This window comes from Streptomyces sp. NPDC051907, from assembly GCF_040681075.1.
Taxonomy (GTDB): domain Bacteria; phylum Actinomycetota; class Actinomycetes; order Streptomycetales; family Streptomycetaceae; genus Streptomyces.
In genome coordinates this window covers 204,535-230,882 of record NZ_JBFAYB010000003.1, presented here as the reverse complement: position 1 = coordinate 230,882, position 26,348 = coordinate 204,535, and the positions used below count along the sequence as shown (strand labels likewise).

The window sequence follows — 26,348 nt, the reverse complement described above, 5'->3', positions numbered from 1 at the left end:
GCCGTTCCGCTGCTGCGGACGTGTCGGACCGACCCCTTCTCAGACACGGTCCGGACTGCGGCGGGCCCGAACACCGACCCGAGCCGGCCTGCCGCTGCCGGAGCGCTCCGCACCAGACCGGCCCCCAGGCGGGGGCCGGTCCGCTGGTCTCCCAGCGAACCGCCCCCCACCCATAGACCTGCGCGGTCAGCTCCCGTGGTGTCCTTCGTGGTCCTTCTCGGTCCCCCCACTGCCACCGCTGTCCCCCGAGTGGTGGTCCGAGCCGGTCTCCACCGTCCCACCGAGCCGGCCGCGCAGCGCTTCGACCACCTTCGCCTCGCCGACCGCGACCCACTTGCGGCCCACGAGGTACGAGCCGCCGTAGTCATTGGCCTCGTTGATCCACTCGCGCTGGCCCCGGTCGGTGGCGAAGGTGGTCAGCACGTACTTGCCGTCGTCCGTCGTGCAGTTGGCCTGCCGCAGCTCGTCGGCGTCCGTCGATATGTTCGGTTTGCACTCGACCTTCTCGGCCAGCTGCTCCAGGCTGCCCGTCGCCGTCTCCGGCTCCTTGGCGTCCCCGTCGCCGCCACGCCCGTCGCCGTCGCCGCCCGAAGTGCAGGCCGCGGCCAGGGTCAGGGCCAGAACTGCCAGTGCCGCGCGGGCTGTGCGCCTCGCGCTCTTCTTCGTACTCGTCCGCATCCGGCCATCGTGCCCTGTCAGCCCTCTTTCGCGCGAGCTGACTTTGGGTAACCTGCGCTCCGCCACGCACACCTGTTGTCACTTGAGCAACATGGAGGAGCGCTGATGAACGACCTGTCGAGACGCACTCTGTTGGGCACGGCCGGAGCGATCGGCGCCGGAGCGGCGCTGGCCGGCCCCGCCCGGGCGGCGACCGCCCCCGCCACGCCCGCCGCCCCTGCCACGCCCGCCATGCCCGCCATACCGGCCGCACGGAGCGCCGAGGCCCCCGCCTTCGCCGTCGCCCCCGCCTACGAGGCACTGCGCCGGCTGCTGCCCCGCCACGCCGACCAGTTCCGGCTGCGACCCGTGACCGGCCCCGAGCGCTTCCGGGTCGAGGGGCGCACCGGCCGCGTCGAGGTCTGGGGCACCAGCCCGGCCGTCCTGCTCACCGGAGTGCACTGGTACCTCAAGTACGTCTGCCGGGCGCACATCTCGTGGTCGGGGTCCCAGCTCGACCTGCCGCACTGGCTGCCGGCCCCGCGCCGGGCGCTGGAGCGGGCGGCGACGGTCCCGCACCGCTTCGCGTACAACGACACCCACGACGGGTACACCGGCCCGTACGCCGACTGGCCGCGCTGGGAGCGCCTGCTGGACGTCCTGTCCCTGCACGGCTGCAACGAGGTCCTGGTCACCCCCGGCCAGGAGGCCGTCTACCGCGGGCTGCTGACCGACTTCGGATACACCGACGTGGAGGCCCGCGCCTGGCTGCCCGCCCCCTCCCACCAGCCGTGGTGGCTGCTGCAGAACATGAGCGGCTACGGCGGCCCGCTCTCGCCCGCGCTCGTCGAGCGCCGCGCGGACCTCGGCCGGCGCATCTGCGAGCGGCTGCGGGAGCTGGGCATGCACCCGGTGCTGCCCGGCTACTTCGGCACGGTCCCGGACGGCTTCGTCGCCCGCAACCCCGGCGCCCGCGTCGTCCCCCAGGGCACGTGGAACGGCCTGCGCCGCCCGGACTGGCTCGACCCCCGCACCCAGAGCTTCGCCGACGTCGCGGCCGCCTTCTACCGGCGCCAGGGGGAGCTCTTCGGCGAGGTCTCCCACTTCAAGATGGACCTGCTGCACGAGGGCGGCGCCGCCGGGGACGTCCCGGTGCCGGACGCCGCCCGCGCCGTGGAGAGGGCCCTGCAGACCGCCCGCCCCGGCGCGACCTGGGTGATCCTCGGCTGGCAGGCCAACCCGCGTCCGGCGCTGCTGGAGGCGGTCGACACCAGCCGGATGCTGATCGTCGACGGACTGTCCGACCTGGACACGGTCACCGACCGGGAGAAGGATTGGGGCGGCGCGCCGTACGCCTTCGGCACGATCCCCAACTTCGGCGGGCGCACGACGATCGGCGCGAACACCGACCGGTGGACGGAGAAGTTCACCGCCTGGCGCGACAAGCCGGGCAGCGCGCTGGCCGGCACCGCGTACATGCCGGAGGCCGCAGAGCGCGACCCGGCCGCCCTGGAGCTGTTCAGCGAGCTGGCCTGGCACGAGGAGAAGATCGACCGGGACGCCTGGTTCGCCGCGTACGCGGACGTCCGCTACGGCGGCGAGGACCCCTCGGCGCGCACGGCCTTCGCCGCGCTCGCCGCGACCGCGTACAAGCTGACCAGCACCGACGGCCGGCCGTACGACTCCCTCTTCTCGCGCCGGCCGGGCATGACGTCCTCCATCGCCACGGCCTTCGACCCGGCCGGCTTCGACCGGGCGTTCGCCGCGCTGCTGGACGTACGGCCCTCGCTGCGCGACTCGGACGCCTACCGCCACGATCTGACCGATGTGGCCCGCCAGGCGCTCGCCAACCGCTCCCGCACCCTCCAGCTGCCGCTGCGCGCCGCCTATCTGAACAAGGACGCGGCGTCGTTCCGCGCGATCTCCGCCCTCTGGCTGAAGCTGATGCGGCTGAGCGACACGGTGGCCGGCTGCCACCGGCTGTTCCTGCTCGGGCCGTGGCTGGAGGACGCCAAGCGGCTGGCCACCAGCCCCGAGGAGGCGGTCGAGCTCGAGCGCACCGCCCGCGCGCTGGTGACCACCTGGGCGGACCGGGCCGCCGCCGACCAGCTGAGCAACTACGCGGCCCGCGACTGGCACGGGCTGATGAACGACGTCCATGTGCCGCAGTGGGAGGCGTATCTGGAGGAGCAGGCCGCGGCCCTGGAGGAGGGCCGGGCGCCCAGGCCCTTCGACTGGTATCCGGCCGAGGAGGCGTGGACGAAGGACCGGCGGGCCTATCCGGTGCGGCCCACGGCCGACGCGCACCGCACGGCCCGCCGGGTGCACGACACCCTGGCCGCCGCGCCCTACCAGGGCTTCGTCACGGTCGCCGTGGACCCGCCGTCCTTCACGCCCGGCTCCACGGGGACCGTCGTCGCCTCCTTCCGCAACTACAACGGACTGCGCGAGATGGGCCGCGTCGACTTCGAGCTGACCGGTCTGGACGCCGTGCCGCTCGGCGACCCGTTCCTGCCGAGCGTGCCCGCCGGCGGCACGGGCAAGGCGTCCTGGCGGGTGACGGCGCCCGCGGAGCCGCTCTCCGAGCCGCTGCGGGCCATGCCGTACGCGCTGCGCACGCGGTACGGCCCGCGCGGCGAGACGCCGGTGGCCGTCACTCAGCGCGGCGCGGTCTTCCTCGCCTCGCCGCTCGATCCCCCCTGGCGCGCCTTCACCAGCAACGCGGCCGTGTTCGGGCAGGTCGGCGACCGTCTCGCGGTCAACGGCGCGGGCAACGACCTCTGGCGGGGCGCCACGCACTTCGGGACCGCCTACCGCGAGGGCGCGCTGAGCGAGGGCGCGAGCGTGGTGCTGCGTGTGGACGCGCAGGACGACACGGGCAGTTGGGCGCGGGCGGGCATCGTCGTGCGCAACAGCCTCGCCCGGCAGGGCGACGCCGGCTTCGTCAACCTGGCGGCCACGCCCGGCCAGGGCGTCGTGCTGTCGTACGACTCGAACGGCGACGGAACTCTGGACGCCTACCGTCGTATCACCGGCCTCAAGGCCCCGGTGCTGCTGCGGCTCGCCAAGAACGCGGGGACGTCCTTCACCGGCGCGTGCTCCACGGACGGCGGCGTGACCTGGCGCACGGTCGCCACGGTCGCCGTGCCGGGGTCCGCCGCCGTGCAGGACGCGGGGCTCTTCATGAGCGCGGTGAGCGGCGGCAGCGGGGCCCGGGGCACGGTCCACTTCAGCGGCTGGTCGATCACGCCGGGGTAGAGGCTGAGCCGGGCCGCAGGAGGCGCGCGGGCCTGGCAGGCGGCCCTGGCGACGGTCACCGACTATCTTTCCCTACCAAACAGGTACAAATGAGGGATATCGACCGATCGAACAGCCAGGGAGCCGCCCGCCATGACCGCGATCCCCGCCACCACCGTCGCCAACCTCCGCGACCTCGGCTCCACGCCTCTGACCGGCGGCCGGTCCGTCCGCCCCGGGCTCGTCTTCCGCTCGGGGCGGCTCGACCGGCTCGACGTCGCCGCCGACCCGGCCTTCGCCGCCCTCGGCATCCGCACGGTCGTCGACTTCCGCACCGCGGACGAGCGACGCGCCCGCCCCGACCACGTCCCGCCGGGCGGCAGGCTCCTCCTCGCCGACGTCCTGGCCGACCAGGTGGCGTCGGGGCGGATGCCGCCGGCCGCCCGGCTCAGCCAGGTGCTGGCCGACCCGATCGTCGCCGAGCGGGAGTTGGGCGGCGGCAAGGCGCGGACGCTCTTCACCGACACCTACCGCTCCTTCGTCACCACCGACTCCGCGCGCGCCGCCTACCGGGCCTTCCTCAACGAGCTCGCCGAGACCGACGCGGGCCCGCTGCTCTTCCACTGCACGGCGGGCAAGGACCGCACCGGCTGGGCGGCGTCCGTCCTGCTCACCCTGCTCGGCGCGGCGCCGGAGACCGTCGAGGCGGAGTACCTCTCCCTCAACCCGGGCGCGCGGGGGGCCTTCGCCCCGCTCGTCGAGGGCTTCACGGCCGAGGGCGGCGACCCGGAGATCGCCCTCGCGCTCATCGGCGTGGTCCCGGAGTACCTGGCGGCGGCCCTCGACGAGGTCGACGCCCGCTATGGCTCGATGGAGAAGTACGTACGCGAGGGGCTGGGCGTCCCGAACCCTGCGGTCGAGCGGATCCGGGCACGGCTGATCCAGGAGGCGTGATCCGGGAGGCGTGATCCGGGCGCGGTGATCCGGGGGCGGTGATCCAGGCGCGGTGATCCGGGGGCGGCGTGCGGGGCGCGGCGTGCGGGGCGCCGTGCGCGGGCGTGCTCCGGGTCGGCTCGCGCAGTCCGGGCGCCGTTCCGCTGGGCCGTACGTCCAGCCGGCCCGCCCAGCCCGTACGCCTAGCCCGGATGCCCGGCCCGTACGCCTGGTCGTGAGCGCATACCCGCAGTACGCGGCGGGCGTCGGTGACCATCGGACGATTCGCTCGTTCTGCTGAACGTGCGCCCACAGGATGTCGTCACCACCGCCCCGCCCGCTCCCGCCGCTGACCGCGTCGAACTCGACCAGGCCGAGGCGGCCCTCGTCGAGCACTACCCCCGGCTGGTGCGGATCGCGTATCTCGTGCTGCCGCCGTCGCTGGGCCGCAACCGCCGGGTGCTGACCGCGCACGCCCTCGCCCAGCGCTCCCTGCCGCGCGGCCGCACCACCCCCGTCGCCGACCACGGCGCCGGGGTCCCGACGAGCAGGCGCGGCCAGGGCGGGCCCGGGCCGGGGTACGCGTATGTGCGGGGCCGGGTGCTGCGACAGGCTCTGGACGCCGGGCTTCCGCTCAGGCGGGCGGCCTGGCCCAAGCGCTCCCAGCTGCCGCCGCTGCTGCCTCATGTGTGGGGCCTGCGGGTCTTCCCGCGTGCGGGCGGCGCCGACGAACTCGCCCTGGACCAGCGGCTCTCCGCGCTCTCGGGGCCGGCGCGGGCAGCGTATGTGCTGCGCGGCCTGGAGCAGCTGTCCGACCCGGACGTACGCCAGGCGCTGAGCGCCGCGGGCGTCGAGGACCCGCAGACGGCGCTGGCGGAGGCGGACGCGACGCCCGCGCAGTACGCGCTGCTGGGCTCGCCGGAGTTCGACCCCTGCTCGCTGCAGGCCCGCCCCACCGACCTGATGCGCCGCCGCCAGCACGCCAAGGCGGCGCTGGTGGCGGCCGCCGCGCTCGCCGTCTGCGGCGCGCTGCTCGGGCTGCCGGGCGACGGCTGGGGGCCCGACGGCGCCGCCGCCCCGCCCTACGCCCGTAACCCGGCGGCCGAAGCCGCCCTGGACCCGGCCCAGTTGACGCGGGTCTCCCCCACGGCCTGGCAGCACTCCACGCGCACGGACTTCTCCGTCTGGCCCGCGCGCGGCGCGCTCGCCGGGGACAGCGCCCTGCTGCGCCGCGCGCTCGCCGTCTGGGCCAGGCCCGGCAGCGCGGTCCAGGTCTCGGCCACTCCCGGCACTCCGCCGGGGCCGCCGATGGGCTCGCCGCAGCTGCTGTACGCGGGCGAGGTCGACCAGGCCAAGGTGGTGCTGCTGTACGACGGGCTGCGCGTGGTCCGCTACGCCGAGCCGAAGGAGGGCGAGGGCGGCGCGGCGCTCGACTTCGCGCGCACGGACGGGGCGGACGCCGCCACGTCGTCCGCGCTGGTGGCGGGCCGCGTCGACGGCAACGTCCGCTATCTGACCGCGCCCTGGGTGCGCAAGGCGTCCGTGCGCGATCTGCTCGAGCCGGACCGCGCGCCCCGGCCCCTCGCACGGGACGCGCACGGGCTCACCGCCTCGCTGCCCAGCCCCGCGCTGGCGTCGGCGTGCGCCTCGTGGGACGTGCTGGAGCTGCGGGACGGCGCCGCGGGGCGGCTGCTGACCGACCTGGGCGAGCTGACCCCGGCCCGGCTCACCTCGGGCCCGCCGTCGGCGCCCAAGGACGTCGCGGGCGACGCGGCGCTCGCCTCATGGGCGCGGACGGCCTGTCTGCTGCCGGGCGTCCGCGCGGCGGGAGTGCGCAGCGTGAACTCGTGGCCGTACGCACGGCAGCCGCTTCCCGAGGCGAACGGCACGGCGGCCTGGCTGTGCACCCGCGCGGAGACCTGGCGCGGCCGGGGCAGCCGGATCATGGCCGAGTTCCAGGCCCCCGGGCAGAAGGCGGCGGCGCCCGGCGCGGTCGTGGCGCGGGCGCAGGACAAGCCGTCCTGCTCGGTGCGGGAGCCTCGGGTGCTCGCGGGCGTGCTGTGGAAGTCGCGGGCGGGCCAGTGGTACGTCCTGGCGGCGGGCAGCGAGCAGTTCGCCTCGGTGGCCGCGTCGGGCGGGGTGAGCGGGAGCGCGGAGGGCAGTCTGCTGGCCGTGCCGGCGAAGGCGGGCGCGCGGGCGGAGCTGAACGGCCGCCTGGAGGACGGCAGCCGGATGGACGCGCTGCACTGAGCGCCCGCCTCCCGTAGAGCACCCCGTGGAGCGCCCGCCTCCCCGTAGAACACCCTGTAGAGCGCCTGGCCGCGCCCGCTCGCGCTCTCCCGCGCGGCGGGCGCGGCTGTTGGGGCAGTCACGGCGGGCGTCCGGCAGCACATCCTCGCAGGGGGCGAAAATCTGGCCGCCTACCTCTGTCGCGGCAGCTTACCCGTCAGTACATTGACGCCATGTCTAATACGCAGCTGTCGCGCACACAGCCCGCGCCCGTCGAAGCGGAGCGGACGCCGCTCAAGGCCCGCAAGGTCGCCTTCGCATGGTCGGACACGCCGCTGCACTGGATACCCGGCGACCCGTTCGCGACCCACACGATCAATGTGCTGCATCTGCTGCTCCCGGCGGGCGAACGCTGGTTCGTGCACGTCTACCAACAGGTGCTGCCGTATATCCACGACGACCGGCTGCGCGAGGACGTCATCGGCTTCATCGGCCAGGAGGCCATGCACTCCCAGGCCCATGACGACGTGCTGCCGCACCTCAAGAAGCTCGGCCTGGACCCCACTCCGTACACCGCGCAGGTGGACTGGCTCTTCGAGAAGCTGCTCGGCGACCGGACGCTGCCGCCCGGCCGGGCGCGCGAGTGGTGGCTGATGGAGCGGGTCGCGACGATCGCCGCGATCGAGCACTACACCGCGTTCCTCGGCGACTGGGTGCTCAACGCCCATGAGCTGGACCGCCGGGGCGCCGACCCGGTGATGCTGGACCTGCTGCGCTGGCACGGCGCGGAGGAGGTCGAGCACCGCTCGGTGGCCTTCGAGCTCTTCATGCACGTGGACGGGGGGTACCGGCGGCGGGCGCGCACCTGGGCCGTCGCGTTCTCCGCGCTGGTCTTCCTCTGGCAGCGCGGCGCCCGGTTCTTCATGGAGAACGACCCGACGCTGCTGAACGGAAAGGCCGGGTTCGCCGCCTATTTCCGTGCCGGCAGCCAGGGCGTGCTGCCCACGCCGCAGGCGATGCTCCGCTCGATCCCCCGCTATCTGAGCCGCTCGTACCACCCCTCCCAGGAGGGCAGCACCGCCCAGGCGGTGGCCTATCTGGCGACCTCGCCCGGCGCGAACGGAGGCCGCTGACATGCCCCGGCTGCGTACGGCCGTGCTGGTCGCCGGCGCCGCGCTGCTCACCCGGCGGGCGATGCGCCGGCGGATCCAGGCCTCTCCGCTGTGGCCGCTGCCCGCCCTGGAGAACCCGGTCTCCGGCCAGGGCCGCCCCCGCGGTCTGCGGCTGCTGGTCACCGAACGGGCGGAGGCCGCCGAGGGAGTCGTACGACTCACCCTGAAGGGCGAGGACTTGCCCGTCTGGGAGCCCGGCGCGCATCTCGACCTGGTGCTGCCGTCGGGCCTGGTCCGCCAGTACTCGCTGTGCGGCGACCCCGCCGACCCCTCGTCGTACACCGTCGCCGCCCGACTGGTCGAGGACGGCCGAGGCGGCTCGCGCGAGGTCCACGAACAGCTCCACGAGGGCACGGAGATCGAGGTGCGCGGCCCGCGCAACCGCTTCCCGCTGACGCCGGCGCCGTCGTACGTCTTCGTGGCGGGCGGCATCGGGATCACTCCGGTCCTGCCGATGGTACGCGCCCTGGCGGCCGCCGGGGCGAACTGGCGGCTCGTGTACTGCGGCCGCTCCCGCGCGTCGATGCCGTTCCTCGAGGAGGTCGAGGAGCTCGGCGGCGACCGGGTGGCGGTCGTCGCGGGCGTTCCGGATATGGCGGACGTCTTCTCGGGCGTCGCCGAGGGCACGGCCGTGTACTGCTGCGGGCCCGAGGGCCTGATGGACGCGGTGGCCCAGGCGCTGCCGACCGGCTGCACGCTCCATCTGGAGCGGTTCGCTCCGCGGGCGCGGGGCGAGGCGGCCGCGTTCGAGGCGGAGCTGCGCCGGACCGGGCGGACGCTGACGGTCGCCGCCGGCCAGTCGCTGCTGGCCGCGGTCCGCGAGGAGCTGCCGAACGTGCCCTACTCCTGCGAGCAGGGGTTCTGCGGGACCTGCCAACAGCGCGTCCTGGAAGGCGAGATCGACCACCGGGACGAGCTGCTGACGGACGCGGAGCGGGAGGACTCGATGCTGATCTGCGTCTCGCGCTGCCGGGGCGAGCGGCTGGTGCTCGACCTGTAGGGCGGCGGGCTGTTCCGCGGCGTCAAGCGGAACCTGGCCGTCAGCGGCCTCTTCGCAGAACCTTCACCCGGAAGGGGAACTTCTTTTCGAGTCGGTACTCTGTTCCGCATGACGACCGGGGTACGCCGCAGAATGGGCGTCGAGGAGCGCAGGCAGCAGCTGATCGGTGTGGCGCTGGAGCTGTTCAGCCACCGCTCCCCCGACGATGTCTCCATCGACGAGATAGCCGCGGCCGCGGGCATCTCGCGGCCGCTCGTCTACCACTACTTTCCCGGCAAGCAGAGCCTGTACGAAGCCGCGCTGCGGCGGGCGGCCGACGAGTTGGCGGCGCGTTTCCAGGAGCCGCGCGAAGGGCCGCTCGGGGCGCGGCTGCTGCGGGTCATGGGCCGGTTCTTCGACTTCGTGGACGACCACGGGCCGGGGTTCTCCGCGCTGATGCGGGGCGGTCCGGCCGTCGGGTCGTCGACCGCGAACGCGATGATCGACGAGGTCCGGCAGGCCGCGTACGAGCAGATCCTGTCGCATCTGGCCGTCGAGAACCCTCCGGCGCGGCTGGAGTTGGTCGTACGGTCCTGGGTCTCGCTCGCCGAGTCGACGGCGCTGATCTGGCTGGACGGCAGGCGCATACCGCGTGCGGAGCTGGAGCGTCAGCTGGTGCACGACTTCGCGGCGCTGACGGCGGTGAGCGCGGCGTACGACGAGGAGATGGCGCAGATCGTGGCCCGGATGCTGGGGGCGGAGCCGGCGGAGGGGCCGTTCGGGGAGCTGCTGGGGCGGTTGACGGTGTTGGCGGCGGCGGTCTAGTTGCTGGGGTGCTGCCCCAGCGTTCCCCGCGCCTCAAACGCCGGCGGGGCTTGAACGGCGAGGCCGCCCGCGGGGCTCCGCCCCGGACCCCGCGCCTCAAACTCCCCCAGACTTCGTCCGGGGGGACCCCCACGAGGCTGATTGTGTGCGGGTCGAGCCCGGGAAACTCAGCCCGTCCGGCGATTGAGGACACGCCCGCAGGGCGTACCGGGGCGTAGCCCCCTGGGGCGGGGGTGACATGCCCTGTGCGGGCGGCCTGCGGGGCGCTGCCCCGGACCCCGCGCCTCAAACGCCGGCGAGGCTGAATGGGCGCGCCTCAAACGCCGGCGGGGCTGAAGGTGCCCGCCCCGTCGGCGGGCAAAGGTCATCGCTCGGTCAGGAGCGCTTGAAGACCGCTACCGTGCGGGACGGGACGGTGAACGCGCCTGTGCTCCCTTCGTAAGAGGACTTCTTGACCGTCGGGTCCGCGCCCGTCGTCTGGGTCGGGTGGAGGGTGTACGCGGTGCCCGCGAGGGAGGCGACGCGCTGGGTCTGGGGCGACGGGGTCGCGTTGAAGACCACCACCAGGTCGCCCAGTGCCATCGTGATCACACCAGGCGTCTCCGCCGTCCCGGAGAGCGGGAAGGAGAGCCTGGACTGGACGTCGCCCGCCGTGGCCAGGCTGAAGTCCGGCTCAGACGTGCGGATCGTGAGGAGATCTCGGTACGCGGCCGACGCTCCCTCGATCTGCGGGCAGCCGACCGTGAGCGAGGGCGTGGTCAGCAGGGACGTGGCGAAGGGCCACTTGGGCTTGTTGTCGGCCGCCGGAGGCAGACCGCGGCCGAAGCCGTTGCCGTCGCGGCAGTCCCAGTGGATCGCGTTGAACCAGTCGCCGCTGTCGTACGAATTGCGGTCCAGCGACTTGGAGCGGAGCAGGTCCGTCCCTGCCTGGGAGAGCGCGGGGCCCTGGGAGAGCGCCGCCGTCGCCATCGCCAGCACCTGCATCCGCGACCGGTCGCCCGGCGATACGGCGGCGGGCAGCTTGAAGGCGAGGGCGTCGTACAGCGACTCGTTGTCGTGGGCGTCCGCGTAGGCGAGGGCGTCGCCGGGAGCGGCCGCGTAGCCGGCGGGGGCGCCGTTGTAGTCGACGTCCGAGCCCTTGACCGTGCGGCCCTTGGTGTCGGTGAAGGAGAACCCGGCGAGGTTGCCGGAGAGACCCACCTTGATCAGGTCCTGGTAGTGCAGCAGCCTGGCCTTCTGCTCCGCCTCCGTGCCGTTCGCCTTCGAGGAGTTGGGGTCGGTGTACAGGCCCGAGGCGAAGCCCTGCACACCCGGGTCCTCGTCGAAGGGACCGCCGCCGCGGACCGCGTCGCGGGCGCGGTCGGAGAAGGTCGCGATCCCCGTGCCCGCCATGTTCTTCTGGGTGGCCTGGACGAAGCGGGCGTCGTCGGCGATCTCGCCGAAGTTCCAGCCCTCCCCGTAGAGGACGATCTTCTTTCCGTCGACGCCGTCCCGCGCGAGGGTGAGCGCGTCGAGAGCCTTGCGGACGGCGAGGATGTTGGCCTTGGGGTGGTGGCCCATGAGGTCGAAGCGGAAGCCGTCGACCTTGTACTCCTTGGCCCAGGTGACCACCGAGTCCACGACCAGCTTGCCCATCATCGCGTTCTCGGGCGCGGTGTTGGCGCAGCAGGTGGAGGTGGCGACGGAGCCGTCCGCGAGCAGCCGCTGGTAGTAGCCGGGCACGATCTTGTCGAGTACGGACTTGTCGGCCTGGCCGCTCGCCACGGTGTGGTTGTAGACGACGTCCATGACCGTGCGCAGTCCGGCCTTGTTGAGCGACTGGACCATCTGCCGGAACTCGACGGTCCGCCGGGTCCCCTCGGGGTCGGAGGCGTACGAGCCCTCGGGCACGGTGTAGTGGAGCGGGTCGTAGCCCCAGTTGTACGCGTCCTTGGCCGCGGCCTTGGCGACGCACGCCTGCTGCTCGTCGGAGTCGGGGGCGTACACCTTGAGGTCGCAGTCGGGGACGGTCTGCCCGGACTTCTTCTCCGGGATGGTGCCGATGTCGAACGCGGGCAGGAGGTGTACGTAGGACGTGCCGGATGCGGCCAGCCGGGCGAGGTGCCTCATCCCGGCGGACGCGCGGTCGGTGAACGCGAGGTACTGGCCCTTGTGGCGCGCCGTGCGGTCCGCGATCGAGAAGTCGCGGATGTGCAGCTCCTGGATCTGCGCGTCGCGCAGCGGCGTGGCGGCCGGCTTCCGCAGGCCCGCCCAGCCCGCCGGGGCCAGCTTGGGGTCGGCGAGGTCGACGACGAGGCTGCGGGCGGAGTCGGTGGTCAGAGCGGTGGAGTAGGGGTCGGTGACCTTGTTGACGACGGTCTTGTGAACGCTGGGCGCCCAGACCTTCACCGCGTAGCGGTAGGGCTTGCCGGCCCAGGACTTCGGTCCGGTGACCGACCAGACGCCGCTCGCGTCGTCCCGCCGCATGGGAACGGTCTTCCCGTCGAGTTCCAGGGCGACGGAGTGCGCGGTGGGGGCCCACACCGAGAGGGTGGGGCGGCCGCGGTCGAAGATGGGGCCGAGCTTCGCCCCCGTGGCGTCGTAGAGGTCGTCGAGGACGCCGGGGGTCTGTACGCCGGTGGCGGCGAGCAGCGCGCCGTTGGCCGCGCGCTGGGTGGCGATCAGCTGGCCGCGCAGCGCCTGGCGGATCCGGTCGCGGTCACGGGCGTCGACGGTGAAGGCGGGGTAGTCCTTCAGATGCGGATACTTCGCCTTCTGGGCGTCGCTCAGGGCGGCGGGCGTCAGCCGCAGCCACTGCCCTTCGTGGCTGAGCGCGCCGTCGACGACGGAGATCGCGCCGTCCTTGGAGTAGACGAGCTGCTGGCTGGTGGCCTCGGTGGCCTTGACCTTCCAGACGACGGTGTTCCGGTCGATCCACTGCGCCTCTGCCTTGGCGAGGTCGAGCGAGGGCGTTCCGCCGGTCTGCGGCAGCAGGTACTTGGGCTGCCCGGCCAGCATCCAGACCTCGTTGCCGTACGTCGCGAGGTCCAGGGACTGGTCGGACGGCAGGTCCTTCTGGTCGCCCTTGTGGAGGATGTAGCTGAGCGAGGTCGCCCCGGCCGCGAGCGGCACCTCGAAGGTGACGCCGTACGCGTCCTTCCTCACCGGCTGGAGCGGCTTGCTCCAGTCGGTCGGGTCCTTCGCGCCGGTCCAGGTGTGCAGGCCCCAGCCGTCGTAGTCCCCGTCGGGACGCTGGTAGTGGAGGAGCGCCTTGGTCTTGTCCTGCGGCGGGTAGGCGCCGTCGGGCGCGGTGTCGGACTGTCCGTCCTCGCCCTGCGCGATCCAGACCTGGCCGGTGCGGGCGAGATCGATCGTGCGCTGGGGTCCGTCGGCGGCGCCGTCCTTCTCGACGCTGTACGGGAGCGAGGAGGCGTTCTCGGGGAGCTTGACCCAGGCGAACGCGCCGTACGCGTCCCGTCCGGTGAAGGCGGTCCGCTGGTCGCCGGTCTTCAGCTGCCAGCCGTCGTAGTCGCCGTCGGCGCGGCGGTAGTGGACGACGGCGTAGTCGCGTTCGACGGCGACGGGCTTCTCGGGCGGCGGGGTGCGGCCCGCGGTCGTGGAGGCGAGGGCGCTCGCGGTGCGGCCCGCGCTGTCGGTGACGACGGCCTTGTAGCGCAGGGGGGTTCCGGCGGCGACGCCGGCGCCCACGTGCTGGGTGACCTTGTACGGGGCGTGGTCCGCGGTCCCCAGCGTCCGCCACCTGCCGTTGCCGGTCTGGGCGGCGAAGACGACGCGGCCTAGCCCTCCGCCGTCGACGTCCGCGCTGATCTCGACGGTCCCGGTCGCGCCGGCGGCGGGTGCCTTGAGCGTGATCGCGGGCGCGGCGGCGGGGGCGGGGCGGGGCGAGCGCGCCTGGAGGACGACGGAGGACAGGGCGGGGACGGTGACCGTGCGCCCGCTGACCGTGCCGGAGGCCGAGCCGGAGCCGCCGTACAGCACCCGGAAGTCGGAGCTCGCGGCCGGGATCTCGACCGTCTTGGCGGTGGCGCCGTTGTTCACGGCGACGACGTACTCGCGGCGGGTCTTCGCGTCCGTGCGGGAGAAGGCGTAGACGGAGTCCTTCGCGTACCGCTGCTCCTGGACGCCGTCGCGCAGGGCAGGGTGCTCCCGGGTGAGCTTCGACAGCGCGGCGATCGAGCGGTAGACGGGGTGCCGGGCGTCGTACGCGTCGTCGGCGTGGGTGCGGTCGGTGCCGAGCTGGTCGTCGTCGAGGTAGTCGGGGGTCTTTGAGGCGAACAGGGTCTGGCGGGCGTCCTTGTCGCCGCCGGCGCCGGTGAAGCCCTGCTCGTCGCCGTAGTAGACCACCGGGTTGCCCCGCGAGAAGAACATCAGCTCATGCGCGAGACGCGCGCGCTGGACGAGCTCGGCGTCGTCGGCCTTCGGGTTGTCCTGCTTGAGGAAGGTCCCGATGCGGCCCATGTCGTGGTTGCCGAGGAAGGTCACCTGCTCGTAGGCGTTGGCCTTGTCGGTGGTGTACCGGTAGTCGTCGGCGAAGACCTTCGCGAGGCGGTCGGCCGGGGCGCTCTGCGAGGCGAAGGCGCGGGCCGCGTCCTGGAAGGGGAAGTCGAGGGTGGCGTCCAGCCGGCCCCGGGTGACGTACGGGGAGGTGATCGCGGTGTCGGCGCTGTAGACCTCGCCGAACATGAAGAAGTCGTCCCTGCCGCGCTTGGCTGCGTAGGCGTCGAGGGCGGTGGCCCACTGGGTCCAGAAGTCGAGGTCGACGTGCTTGACGGTGTCGATGCGGAAGCCGTCGATGTCGAAGTCCCGGACCCACTTCTCGTAGATCTTCTCCATGCCGGAGACGACTTCGGGGCGCTCGGTCCACAGGTCGTCGAGCCCGGAGAAGTCGCCGTACTCGGAGCTCTCGCCGGCGAAGGTGGAGTCGCCGCGGTTGTGGTACATCGTGGGGTCGTTGAGCCAGGCGGGGACCTTGCCGCCGCCGGTGTTCCGCGGGGTGTACGGGAACGAGTCCGCGTCGACCTTGCCGAGCTTCGCCCGGTCGTCGAAGGGACGGCCCTGGGAGTCGAGGTAGGGGTAGGCGCCCTTGGGGCGGTAGCCGTACTTCTTCTCGGCGTAGTCGACGGTGTCGGCGGTGTGGTTGGTGATGACGTCGAAGAAGACCTTCATCCCCTTGGCGTGCGCCTTGTCGATGAGCCTCTCGAGGTCGGCGTTGGTGCCGAAGTGCGGGTCGACCTGGGTGAAGTCGGTGATCCAGTAGCCGTGGTAGCCGGCGGACGCGTCCTTGCCCTCGCCCTGCACCGGCCGGTTCTTGAAGATCGGCGCGAGCCAGATGGCGGTGGTGCCGAGGCCCTTGATGTAGTCGAGTCGGCTGGTGAGCCCCTTGAGGTCGCCGCCCTGGTAGAAGCCCTTGTCGGCGGGGTCGTACCCGGTCTCCAGACGCGAGCCGGTCAGCCCGCCCCGGTCGTTGCGGGGGTCGCCGTTGGCGAACCGGTCGGGCAGGACGAAGTAGAACTGCTCCCGGGTGAGGTCGTGCCGTGACGGCTCACTCGAGAGAGCACGGTCGGAGGGCGGCGCGGGCGGCGCGCTGCCGCGGTCGGCGCCGACGGCGGCGGGCACGCCGGGTATGAGCGCGGCGCACAGCGCGCCGACGACGACAGCGGCGGCGCGCTGGTGGGTCGGCGGGATACGGGTCACCGGTGGGACTCCTCGGTGTGATCGGGATGGTGTGGTCGGGGGTGTGGGGGCGCAGCCCCCAGTCACGGGAAGAGGTGGGGCGGGGTGGGGATCACCCCGCCCCCCGGTGGCGCAGACGTCCTAGCGGAGCGCCGTCGCCGCGTTCACGTGGAACGACGCTCTAGGCGCCGCACGTCCGCGCGTTCACATGCAGCGCCACCGCCGTGTTCGCGCCGAGCGTCGCCGTGAACTGGCCCGAGCCGTTCACCGTGACCCCCCGGCCCGACTGGACGTCGCAGTAGCCGCCGGCGGGCAGCGACGTCTGGAAGGTGCGCGTCAGCGACGACGTCTCGTGGTTGACGGCGACGTACGCCTTGGCGCCCCGGCCGAAGGCGATCGCGTCGCCTCCGTTGTCCCACCAGTGCACGACGCCCTGACCGCGCGCCGTGTTCCGGAAGGCCACCATGGAGGAGATCTCGCGCCATGCGTGCTGGCACTTCCAGCCGTCCGTGTAGCACGCGTTCACCGTGCCCCCGTTGGGCGGTCCCGCGTCCTTGTCCGACCATTCGTAGCCGGAGTGCACGTCCGGCGCGCCGTACGGCCACGCCAGCATGAAGACGTTCGCCAGCGTGTAGTTCGCGCCGTCCTTGTAGTTGAGGGTGTCGCCGCCGCGCTCGGTGTCGTGGTTGTCCACGAAGACCGCCGACCTGCCGGACTGCATATAGCCCCAGCCCTCGCCGTAGTTCTTCAGGTAGGCGAGGTTCTCGTTGTTGAAGACGCGCTTGAGGTCGCGGGCGTAGCGGAACTCCTGTACGTCCCCGTTGCCCAGGTACTCGCTCGGCGAGACCGCCTCGCCCTCGCCGTATATCGCCTCCTGCTTCCAGTAGACGTTCGGGTTCGACAGCCGGCTCTTGATGTTCGCGAGGTCCGCGGCGGGCATGTGCTTGGCCGCGTCGATGCGGAAGCCGTCGACTCCGAGCGAGAGCAGGTCGTCGAGGTATGCGGCGATGCGGCCGCGGACGTAGTCCTCGCCGGTGTCGAGGTCGGCGAGGCCGACCAGTTCGCAGTTCTGGACGTTGCCGCGGTTGCGGTAGTCGGTGATGTGCGACCGGCAGTCGTCCAGGTCGGCGCCGGAGTAGGTCCCGGGGTAGCCGTACTTGGTGTACGGCGAGCCGCCGGTGCCGGTCCCGTCCGCCGAGGCCATGTGGTTGATCACCGAGTCGACGACGACTTTGACGCCCGCCGCGTGACAGGTGTTCACCATGGCGCCGAACGCGGCGCGGTCGCCGAGACGACCGGCGATCTTGTAGCTGACGGGCTGGTACGAGGTCCACCACTGCCCGCCCTGGATGTGCTCCTGGGGCGGGGAGACCTGGACGTAGCCGTAGCCGGCGGGGCCCAGGGAGTCGGTGCACGCCTTGGCGACCGAGGCGAACTTCCACTCGAACAGGACTGCTGTGACGTCCTTTTCGCCCGGTGGCGCCGCCTGCGCGGCGTCCACCGGCGAGACCACGACAGCCGCGGCGCCCGCCACAAGGGCGAGCGCTGCGGCCAGAGGTCTTCCGGCCATGTTTCCTCCTGCGTGGGGGGAGGTGCGGGTGACGGTGAGCCTTGCCCGGCAACGCGCCATGCCCGTAAGGCCTTTGATGTTTCTTGCTGCAAGACGGCAGAAAGCTCTTGCGGACGCGACCGTACGATTCCGTTCGACCCAGGGTCAACCCCTTGGACACACTCCCGTCGCACGGCAGAAATGTTGCCGTTCCGCGACTGCAAAAGCTTTCGCAAGGTTTGCAGCGGTGCTACGTTCAACTACGACTCCGGGCCGCCCGGTCGGGGGTCCGGCCCGCCCGGACCCCACGCGCCCGACCGGCCGGCCCGGTCCGAACCGGCGCGCAGACGGCCGCGATCGCACCCCCTGTTCGCGGCCGGCGCGGCTGCGGCGCGCGCGGTCACCGCAGCCGAAGCGGCCGTCGAGCGCACACCTCCGCGGACTCACCGCATGTGCGCACCCCTCGCGTACACACGCCGCGTACTCACCGCGGACAACCCGCGGGTCCGGGCTCGGCGACCCGCCCCGGATGGGGCTGGCCGTGACGTGCCCTATGCGGGCGGCCCGCGGGGCTCTGCCCCGGACCTCGCGCCTCAATCGCCGGCGGGGCTGAAATTTCAGCCCGTCCGGCGTTTGAGGACACGGCCGAAGGCCGTACGGGGGCGCAGCCCCCTGGGGCGAGAGTGACGTGCCCTGCGCGGGCAGCCCGCGGGGCTCCGCCCCGGACCCCGCGCCTCAAACGCCGGCGAGGCTGAAGGTGCGCCTCAAACTCCCCCAGACTTCGTCCGGGGGGACCCCCACGGGGCTGGATTGGCGCCCTGCCCCGCACTCACCGCGGACAGCCGCCGCGCCCCCGCCCCTACCGCCGCGCCTGCGCCGTCGATCCGCGGACCACCAGCTCGGGCTCGAATACATACTCCGTGCTCTGCACGGGACTTCCCTGGATCTCCTCCAGCAGCGCCCCGACCGCCGCCGCCGCCATCGCCTTCACCGGCTGACGCACCGTCGTCAGCGGCGGATCGGTGAACGCCACCAGCTGCGAGTCGTCGAAGCCGACCACCGAGAGGTCGTACGGCACGTCCAGACCGCGCTCGCGCACCGCGCGGGCCACGCCCAGCGCCATCATGTCGCTGCCGCAGACGATCGCCGTGCACCCCTTGTCCATCAGGGCGCCAGCCGCCGCATGGCCCCCCTCGACGCTGAACAGCGAGCGCTGGACCAGCTGTTCGGACGCGGCGGGGGTGTAGCCGAGGATGCTGCCGAGGGCGTCCGTGAACCCCTCGGCCTTGCGGGTGGCCGGCACATAGCGCAGCGGACCGATCGCCAGGCCGATCCGCTCGTGCCCCAGCTCGGCCAGGTGGTGCACGGCCATCCGCATCGCGGCCCGGTCGTCGCAGGAGACGCACGGCGCGTTGATCTGCTCGCTGTACCCGTTGATGAGGACGAACGGGACTCCGCGCGCCGCCAGTTCGGCGTACCTGCTGTGGTCGGCCGAGGTGTCGGAGTGCACCCCGGACAGGAACACGATGCCGTTGACGCCGCTCTCCTGGAGCTGCTCGACCAGCTCCTCCTCGGTCGCGCCGCCGGGCAGCTGGGTGCAGAGCAGCGGTGTGTACCCGTGCCCCGCCAGTACCTGCTCGACGGCCTGCGCGAAGGCGGGGAAGATCGGGTTGGTGAGCTCGGGCGTGAGCAGCCCGACGAGGCCCGAGCTGCGCTGCCGCAGCCGTACGGGCCTCTCGTAGCCGAGCACGTCGAGCGCCGCGAGCACCCGCTGCCGGGTGCCGCTGGCCACCCCGGACTTGCCGTTCATCACCCGGCTGGCCGTCGCCTCGCTGACCGCGGCCTGGGCCGCGATGTCCGCGAGCCGCGGAGCGGCGCCGGTCTGGACGGCGCCGCTCCGCGACGGGGGGATGGTCACACCGTCCACCACACCGCGGTGTCCGCGGGCAGCTCGGCCTCGCCGTCGACCGGCTCGACCGCGGCGCTGGCCAGCAGGACGCGTCCGGGCGCCGGAATGCGCACGGCCGCGGCGGTGGTGTTCACGGTGCAGACGAATCCGCCCGCGCGGCGGAAGGCGAGGACGCCCTCGGGAGCGTCCAGCCACTCGACCTCCGCGCCCGCGCCGAGCGCGGGGTGCTCGCGGCGCGCCGCGAGCGCGCCGCGGTACAGCTCCAGGGTGGAGTCCGCGACGCCGGTCTGCGCCTCGACGCTGAGCCCGGCCCAGCTGTCCGGCTGGGGCAGCCAGCTGCCGCCGGCGCCGAAGCCGTACGACGTGCCCTCGACGGTCCACGGGATCGGCACCCGGCAGCCGTCGCGGAAGCCGTCCTGACCCTCCGTGCGGCCGAACGCCGGGTCCTGGCGCACCTCGTCGGGCAGGTCGGTGACGTCGGGGAGGCCGAGCTCCTCGCCCTGGTAGAGGTACGCGGAGCCGGGCAGCGCCAGCATCAGCAGGGTGGCGGCGCGGGCCCGGCGCAGGCCGAGCTCGCGGTCGCCGGGCACGCGGATCTGGGTGCCGGCCGGCGGGCCCGCGAAGCGGGTGGCGTGGCGGGTCACATCGTGGTTGGACAGCACCCAGGTGGCCGGGGCGCCGACGGGCCGCATGGCGTTCAGCGACGCGTCGACGACCTCGCGCAGCTCGGCCGCGTCCCAGTGGGTGCCCAGGTACTGGAAGTTGAACGCCTGGTGCAGCTCGTCGGGGCGCACATAGTTGGCGGTGCGCTCGACGGTCGGGGTCCACGCCTCGGCCACCGCGATGCGGTCGCCGGGGTACTCGTCGAGGATCGTGCGCCAGGAGCGGTAGATCTCGTGGACGCCGTCCTGGTCGAAGAACGGCATGACGTCGTTGCCCAGCAGCTTCAGCTGGTCGCTGCCGCCGATGTCGGGCAGTCCGGCCGCCTTGACCAGGCCGTGGGCGACGTCGACCCGGAAGCCGTCGACGCCCATGTCGAGCCAGAAGCGCAGGATCGAGCGGAACTCGTCGGCGACGGCCGGGTGCTCCCAGTTGAAGTCGGGCTGCTCGGGCGCGAAGAGGTGCAGATACCAGTCGCCCGGAGTGCCGTCGGGGTTGTGCGTACGGGTCCAGGCGGGGCCGCCGAAGATGGACTCCCAGTCGTTGGGCGGGAGTTCGCCGTCGGCGCCCTTGCCGGGGCGGAAGTGGTAGCGCTCGCGCAGCGGCGACTGGGGGCCCTCCTTGAGCGCGCGCTTGAACCATTCGTGCGCGTCGGAGGAGTGGTTGGGCACCAGGTCGACGATGATGCGCAGCCCGAGGTCGTGCGCGTCGCGGATCAGCGCGTCGGCGTCCAGGAGCGTGCCGAACATCGGGTCGATGGCGCGGTAGTCGGCGACGTCGTAGCCGGCGTCGGCCTGCGGGGAGGCGTAGAACGGGCTGAGCCACACGGCGTCGACGCCGAGGTCCTTGAGGTACGGCAGCCGGCTGCGGACGCCCGGGAGGTCGCCCATGCCGTCGCCGTTCCCGTCGGCGAAGCTGCGGGGGTACACCTGGTAGATGACGGCGTCTCTCCACCAGTCTGCGGCGGCCGCAGTCCGGTCGGCGGTGTCGTGGGCGTCAGCCAGGTACTGGGTCATTCTCGATCCCTCGGAGGCTCGGTGGAGCGGTTCGGGCACGAAGGGGGCGCCCGGCCTGATGTCGGGCCGGGCGCTCCGGGTCGTACGGGTCAGGATTTGGCGGCGCCGGCGGTCAGGCCGGTGACCAGGTGGCGCTGGACCAGGTAGAAGAACAGCGACGCGGGGATGGCGATGAGCACGGAGGTCGCGGCCATCAGGTCCCACTGGGTGTCGTGCTCGCTGATGAAGGTGGTCAGGCCGATGGCGAGGGTGTACTTGTCCTCGCTGAGCATGAAGACCGACGCGTAGGCGACCTCGGCCCAGGCGGTGAGGAAGGTGTAGAACGCGGCCACCGCCAGGCCGGGCCGGGCGAGCGGCAGGATCAGCCGGTAGAAGGTGCCGAACGGGGTGAGGCCGTCGACGCGGCCGGCTTCGTCGATCTCCTGCGGGATCGTGTCGAAGTACCCCTTGAGCAGCCAGGCGCAGTACGGGATGGCGGTGGTGCAGTAGACCAGGATCAGCGCCCAGTAGGTGTCGAGCAGACCCATGTCGGCCAGGATGTTGTAGAGCGGCACCATGAGGATGGCGACGGGGAACATCTGGGTGATCAGGAAGGTCCACATCAGCTGCCGGTGCCCGGGGAAGCGCATCCGGGAGACGGCGTAGCCGGAGCTGGCGGCGACGAAGACGCCGATCAGGCAGGTGCCGAGCGCGACGATCATCGAGTTGGCGAACCACTGGAGGAACTCGGTGTCGTTGAGGACCGTCGTGTAGTTCTCGAAGCTGATCTTGCCGGCGATGTCGCCGGGGTGGAGGAAGTCGCTCTTGTCCGGGCCGAGCGAGATCCAGGCGATCCAGCAGATCGGGAAGGCGGCGATGAAGCTCGCCCCGATCAGCAGGGTGTGGATCAGCACGGACACGGCGCGGGGGCGCTCTCCGCGCCTGAGCTGCCGCTTGCCCGAGGCGGGCTTGCGGGGCGGGACGGCGGCGGCCGGCGCGGCGGCGGCCTCGGCGACCGGGGCGTCTGCGGTGGTGCTCATGGGGGTGGCTCCCCTCTCTTTCGTCATGGCTGGTGCTGTTCCTCGACGGTGTGGGCGGCCACTCAGGCCGCCTTCTCGTTGCGGGCCAGCCAGCGCCGGTAGAAGGAGGCGAAGACGATGAGCATCGACAGGATGATGACGCCGTACGCGGCGGAGCCGGCGTAGTCGCGCGGGTCCTGGCCGAAGCCGAGGCGGTAGGCCCAGGTGACGAGGATCTGGGCCTCGGTGCCCGCGTTGTTGCCGAACAGCAGGAAGATGACGACGAACTGGTTGAAGGTCCAGATGACGCCGAGCAGGACGACGGTGCTGCTGACCGAGCGCAGGCCGGGCAGCGTCACATGGCGGAAGCGCTGCCAGGGGCTCGCGCCGTCGACCTCGGCGGCCTCGTACAGCTCCTGCGGGATGGACTGCAGGCCGCCGAGCAGGGAGACCATCATGAAGGGGACGCCGACCCAGGTGTTGACCATGATGGCGGAGGTCTTCTGCCAGAAGGGCTCGCTCAGCCAGGCCGGGGTGGGCAGATGGGCCCACTCCAGCGCCATGTTGAGGACGCCGCCGTCGTCGGCGAGGATCAGCCGCCAGGCGAAGACGGTGACGAAGGTGGGCACGGCCCACGGCAGGATCAGGACCATCCGGTAGAAGGTGCGGCCGCGGATCTTGCGGTTGAGCAGCAGGGCGAGGCCCATGCCGATCCCGTAGTGCAGCGCCACGCAGACGACGGTCCAGACGATGGTCCAGGTGAAGTGGGGCCAGAACTGGTTGTCGGCCCCGGAGAGGATCTCCCAGTAGTTGTCGAAGCCCACCCATGAGAAGGAGTCGGGGATCTCGTTGACGCCGATCGTCCGGCCGACGTTGTTGCTGTCGGCGTCGGTCAGCGACAGATAGACACCGCGGATCAGGGGGTAGATCACCAGCACGCCGATGACCGCGACGACCGGGGCGACCATGGCCCAGGCGTACCAGTTGCGGTTGTACGACTGCCTCAAACGGCTGATCGGCCCTGGACGCGGCCCATCGCCACGCTGGGTCTTTCGGCTTCCGCCCTCGACGGCGACGGTCATCTTCGACACCTTTACGACAGATTCTCAGGAGGGTGTTCGGCGGTGCGGCGCCGCCGGGGGTCCGGCCGCGCCACTGCGGGCGGGCCGCCCGGCCCGCCCCCCGGTGCGGGAGCGGTCCGGACGGCCGGCGACCGTCTTAGGAGAAGTCCTTGAGCAGCTTCTTGTAGGACTCGGCCGTGGTGTCCAGGCCCTTCTGGGTGCTCACCTTGCCCTGGAGGATGGAGGTGAGGTTGACGCCGAGGTCGGCGAAGAGCGAGCTGTACTCGGGCAGTTCCGGCCGCGGGCGGGCGGAGGTGGAGAGGATCTGCTGGAACTCGGCGATGCCCGGGGTGGCCTTGACCTCGGCGGTGTAGGCGGAGGTACGGGTCGGCAGGGTGCCGTTCTTCAGCGCGATCTTGGCCTGGGTCTCGCCGGAGGTCATGAACCCGATGAACTTCTGGGCCGCGGCCTGGTGCGCCTTGTCGGAGCCCGCGTAGACCGAGAGGTTATGGCCGCCGGTCGGGGCGCCGGCCTTGCCGGTGGAGCCGGCCGGGACGCCGGAGATGCCGAGGTTGGCCTTGTCCTTGAAGGCGGCGCCCTTGTAGACGTTGGTCAGCTCCCACGGACCCTGGAGGATCATCGCGGTCTTGCCGGTGTTGAACGCGTCCATCATGTGGGCGTAGGAGTCGGCGGTGACGTCCAGCTTGGCGACGCCGGGCGCGTCGAGGAGCGCCTTGGTCTCGTCGACGGCCTTGACGGCCTCGGGCGAGTTGACGGTGATCTTCTTGCCCGCGGCGTCCACCATGTCGGTGCCCTCGCCGAAGAGGAAGGGAAGCTCGAAGTAGGCGTCGGCGCGGAGCTGGAAGCCGTTGACGCCGGCCTTCTCCTTGACCGCCTTGGAGACGGCCTTGACCTCTTCCCAGGTGGTCGGCGCCTTGTCGTAGCCGGCCTTCTTCAGGATCTCCTTGTTCCACATCAGGCCGACGGAGTCGGTGACGAACGGCGCGCCGTAGGTCTTGCCCTGGTACTGGGCCTGCTTCAGGAGCGAGGGAGTGATGTCCGCGGAGTCCTTGAGCGCGTCCGTGCCGTCCAGCGGCGCCAGGAACTGGGACTTGGCCCAGGAGGCGGTCCAGCCGACCTCGGCGCGGATGATGTCCGGGGCGCCCTTGCTGCCGGCCGCGGTCTGGAACTTGTTCTGCGCCTGGTCGAACGGGACGTTGACGTACTTGACCTTGATGTCCTTGTTCGCCTTCTCGAACTCGGCGATCATCGCCTTGTACGTCGGCGCCTCGTTCGTCGCGTTGGACGTGTCCCACCAGGTCAGGGTGACCGGGCCGCCGGCCGTGTCCCCGTCGTCCCCGCCGCACGCCGTCGCTGCCATCGCCAGTGCCGCAACGAGTGCGGTGGCCGCTATGCCACGCCGCATGTGAACTCCTTCAGAGATGCCCGAGATGGCGGAGGCGACCAGGCCCCCTGCCGACCGCTCCCTCGCGGCGCCGGGTTCGGCAGGAACGTAACAAGGATGAAAGAGAGTCGAAAGACCTTGCGACAATTTTCTGCAAGAGCAGGGGATCGTTACATCCACGTGTCCTGACAGTTGCCGATGGATCGCTTGACGGCGGCCGTTTCCCCCGTTCAGAGCGGCCCCACAAGGGCCCCCAATGCCTTTCGCAAGCTCTTGCAGGACTGTTATTTTTGGTCTTCAGAGCACCGTCACTACGGGCCCGCACCCACGTTGACCTCGTTAGTTGTACGTCCCACCGCACCCGGACCGTACGAGAGGGACCCTCGATGACCCATGAGCTCGCCTCCGCCGTCGGACTTCCCGCCCCCACGGCGGCCGAGGGACCGCTGCCTGCAAGCTCTTCCACCGCGGACCGTGGCTGGTGGCGCGATGCCGTCATCTACCAGGTGTACGTGCGCTCCTTCGCCGACAGCGACGGCGACGGCGTCGGCGATCTGCGCGGCGCGGCCCAGCGCCTGCCGTACCTCGCGCAGCTCGGCGTCGACGCCGTCTGGCTCACCCCGTTCTACGCGTCCCCGCAGGCCGACGGCGGCTACGACGTCGCCGACTACCGCGCGGTCGACCCGCTCTTCGGGAGCCTCGCCGACGCCGACGACCTCGTACGCACCGCCCATGAGCTGGGCCTGCGGGTGATCGTGGACATCGTCCCCAACCACACCTCCGACCAGCACGCCTGGTTCCGGGCGGCGCTCGCCGACCTGCCAGGGGGCGCGGCCCGCGCCCGGTACCACTTCCGGCCCGGCAAGGGAGCGGACGGAGAGCTCCCGCCCAACGACTGGGAGTCGGTCTTCGGCGGCCCCGCCTGGACGCGCACGCCGGACGGCGAGTGGTACCTCCATCTCTTCGCGCCCGAGCAGCCCGACCTCAACTGGGAGAGCCAGGAGGTCCACGAGGAGTTCGCGTCGGTCCTGCGCTTCTGGCTGGACCTGGGCGTCGACGGCTTCCGCGTCGACGTCGCCCACGGCATGGTCAAGGCCGACGGCCTGCCCGATATCGGCCACAAGGAACAGGCCAGGCTGATCGGCTCGCAGACCCTGCCCTTCTTCGACCAGGACGGCGTGCACGAGATCCACCGCTCCTGGCGCCGGCTCCTCGACTCCTACCCCGGCGACCGGATCGGCGTGGCCGAGGCATGGGCGCCGAGCCCGGACCGGCTCGCGCTGTACGTACGCCCCGACGAACTGCACCAGGCCTTCAACTTCCAGTTCCTCCAGTGCCCCTGGGACCCGGCGGCGATGCGGCGCGTGATCGACGAGTCACTGTCGGCGACCGCCTCGGTGGGGGCGCCCACCACCTGGGTGCTCTCCAACCACGACGTGGTCCGCCACACCACCCGTTACGGCGGCGGCGAGCAGGGCCTGCGCCGGGCCCGCGCCGCCGCGCTGCTGATGCTCGCGCTGCCGGGCTCCGCGTACGTCTACCAGGGCGAGGAGCTGGGCCTGCCCGAGGTCGCGGATCTGCCCGACGCGGTTCGCCAGGACCCCGCCTTCTTCCGCGCGGCCGGCCAGGACGGCTTCCGCGACGGCTGCCGGGTGCCGATCCCGTGGTCCGGCGAGGCGCCGCCGTACGACTTCGGCCCCGGGTCCAGCTGGCTGCCGCAGCCCGCCGACTGGCGGGAGCTGTCGGTGGCCGCCCAGAGCGGCGACCCGCACTCCACGCTCTGTCTCTACCGCTCGGCGATCGCGCTGCGGCGCGAGCTGCGGGGCGGGCCGATGCACTGGCTGCCGGCGCCCGACGGACTGCTCGCGCTCGCCCGCCCGGGCCTGGTCTGCACCCTCAACACCACCGGCGCCCCGATCGAAGTCCCCCGCCCGGGCCGACTGTTGATCTCCTCCGCGGCCGTGGACGAGCGGGAGGACACCGTCCGTATTCCGGCTGATTCCAGCGCGTGGTGGGCAATCTGACATGCGACCGGTACAGTCCAA

Annotated in this window: 14 protein-coding genes and 1 pseudogene; 7 read left to right on the top strand and 8 right to left on the bottom strand. The window is 72.2% G+C overall.

Annotation, left to right across the window (positions count from 1 at the left end; translation table 11 throughout):
- Positions 1-186: 186 nt before the first annotated feature.
- Positions 187-678: a hypothetical protein gene (locus AB0M39_RS03570; protein ID WP_365359682.1), complete on the bottom strand. Its 492-nt coding sequence runs from the start codon at positions 676-678 to the stop codon at positions 187-189.
- Between the two features lie 105 nt (positions 679-783).
- On the opposite strand from AB0M39_RS03570, the gene AB0M39_RS03565 reads away from it, so the two are divergent.
- The 6 genes from AB0M39_RS03565 (at position 784) to AB0M39_RS03540 (ending at position 10,032) form a co-directional block, all read left to right on the top strand.
- Positions 784-3,915, top strand: a complete 3,132-nt coding sequence (locus AB0M39_RS03565) for an alpha-N-acetylglucosaminidase (RefSeq protein ID WP_365359680.1) — start codon at positions 784-786, stop codon at positions 3,913-3,915.
- Between the two features lie 132 nt (positions 3,916-4,047).
- Complete coding sequence (locus AB0M39_RS03560; protein WP_365359678.1) at positions 4,048-4,848, top strand: tyrosine-protein phosphatase; 801 nt, start codon at positions 4,048-4,050, stop codon at positions 4,846-4,848.
- A gap of 282 nt (positions 4,849-5,130) precedes the next feature.
- Positions 5,131-7,077, top strand: coding sequence for a hypothetical protein (locus AB0M39_RS03555; RefSeq protein WP_365359676.1), 1,947 nt, complete (start codon positions 5,131-5,133; stop codon positions 7,075-7,077).
- 227 nt (positions 7,078-7,304) lie between these two features.
- A complete protein-coding gene (locus AB0M39_RS03550) occupies positions 7,305-8,189 on the top strand; it encodes a metal-dependent hydrolase (RefSeq protein WP_365359775.1) in 885 nt (294 codons plus the stop codon).
- Position 8,190: 1 nt separating this feature from the next.
- Positions 8,191-9,228 carry a PDR/VanB family oxidoreductase gene (locus AB0M39_RS03545; RefSeq protein ID WP_365359674.1) on the top strand — a complete coding sequence of 346 codons (1,038 nt, stop codon included), beginning with the start codon at positions 8,191-8,193 and terminating at the stop codon, positions 9,226-9,228.
- Positions 9,229-9,336: 108 nt separating this feature from the next.
- Complete coding sequence (locus tag AB0M39_RS03540) at positions 9,337-10,032, top strand: TetR/AcrR family transcriptional regulator (protein WP_365359672.1); 696 nt, start codon at positions 9,337-9,339, stop codon at positions 10,030-10,032.
- Positions 10,033-10,407: 375 nt separating this feature from the next.
- Here AB0M39_RS03540 and pulA read toward each other — a convergent pair whose 3' ends face one another.
- The 7 genes and pseudogenes from pulA to AB0M39_RS03505 all read right to left on the bottom strand — a co-directional run bounded on the left by pulA (position 10,408) and on the right by AB0M39_RS03505 (position 24,324).
- Positions 10,408-15,726 carry a pullulanase-type alpha-1,6-glucosidase gene (gene pulA / locus AB0M39_RS03535; protein ID WP_365359670.1) on the bottom strand — a complete coding sequence of 1,773 codons (5,319 nt, stop codon included), beginning with the start codon at positions 15,724-15,726 and terminating at the stop codon, positions 10,408-10,410.
- Between the two features lie 169 nt (positions 15,727-15,895).
- Positions 15,896-17,275 (bottom strand): annotated as a pseudogene (locus AB0M39_RS03530) (alpha-amylase family protein); the annotation flags it as partial.
- An 838-nt stretch (positions 17,276-18,113) separates the two neighbouring features.
- Positions 18,114-19,181, bottom strand: coding sequence for a LacI family DNA-binding transcriptional regulator (locus AB0M39_RS03525; protein ID WP_365359668.1), 1,068 nt, complete (start codon positions 19,179-19,181; stop codon positions 18,114-18,116).
- Positions 19,169-20,839: a glycoside hydrolase family 13 protein gene (locus tag AB0M39_RS03520; protein WP_365359666.1), complete on the bottom strand. Its 1,671-nt coding sequence runs from the start codon at positions 20,837-20,839 to the stop codon at positions 19,169-19,171. The genes AB0M39_RS03525 and AB0M39_RS03520 overlap by 13 nt, the downstream gene beginning before the upstream one ends.
- Positions 20,840-20,928: 89 nt before the next feature.
- The gene (locus tag AB0M39_RS03515) at positions 20,929-21,858 is read right to left on the bottom strand and encodes a carbohydrate ABC transporter permease (RefSeq protein ID WP_365359664.1); all 930 of its coding nucleotides are present in this window, start codon (positions 21,856-21,858) and stop codon (positions 20,929-20,931) included.
- Between the two features lie 62 nt (positions 21,859-21,920).
- Entirely contained in the window at positions 21,921-22,919 is a 999-nt protein-coding gene (locus AB0M39_RS03510; RefSeq protein WP_365359662.1) for a sugar ABC transporter permease, read from the bottom strand.
- Positions 22,920-23,055: 136 nt separating this feature from the next.
- Complete coding sequence (locus AB0M39_RS03505) at positions 23,056-24,324, bottom strand: extracellular solute-binding protein (RefSeq protein ID WP_365359660.1); 1,269 nt, start codon at positions 24,322-24,324, stop codon at positions 23,056-23,058.
- A 365-nt stretch (positions 24,325-24,689) separates the two neighbouring features.
- Between AB0M39_RS03505 and AB0M39_RS03500 the strand changes: the two genes are divergently transcribed.
- A complete protein-coding gene (locus AB0M39_RS03500) occupies positions 24,690-26,327 on the top strand; it encodes an alpha-amylase family glycosyl hydrolase (protein ID WP_365359658.1) in 1,638 nt (545 codons plus the stop codon).
- Positions 26,328-26,348 lie beyond the last annotated feature (21 nt).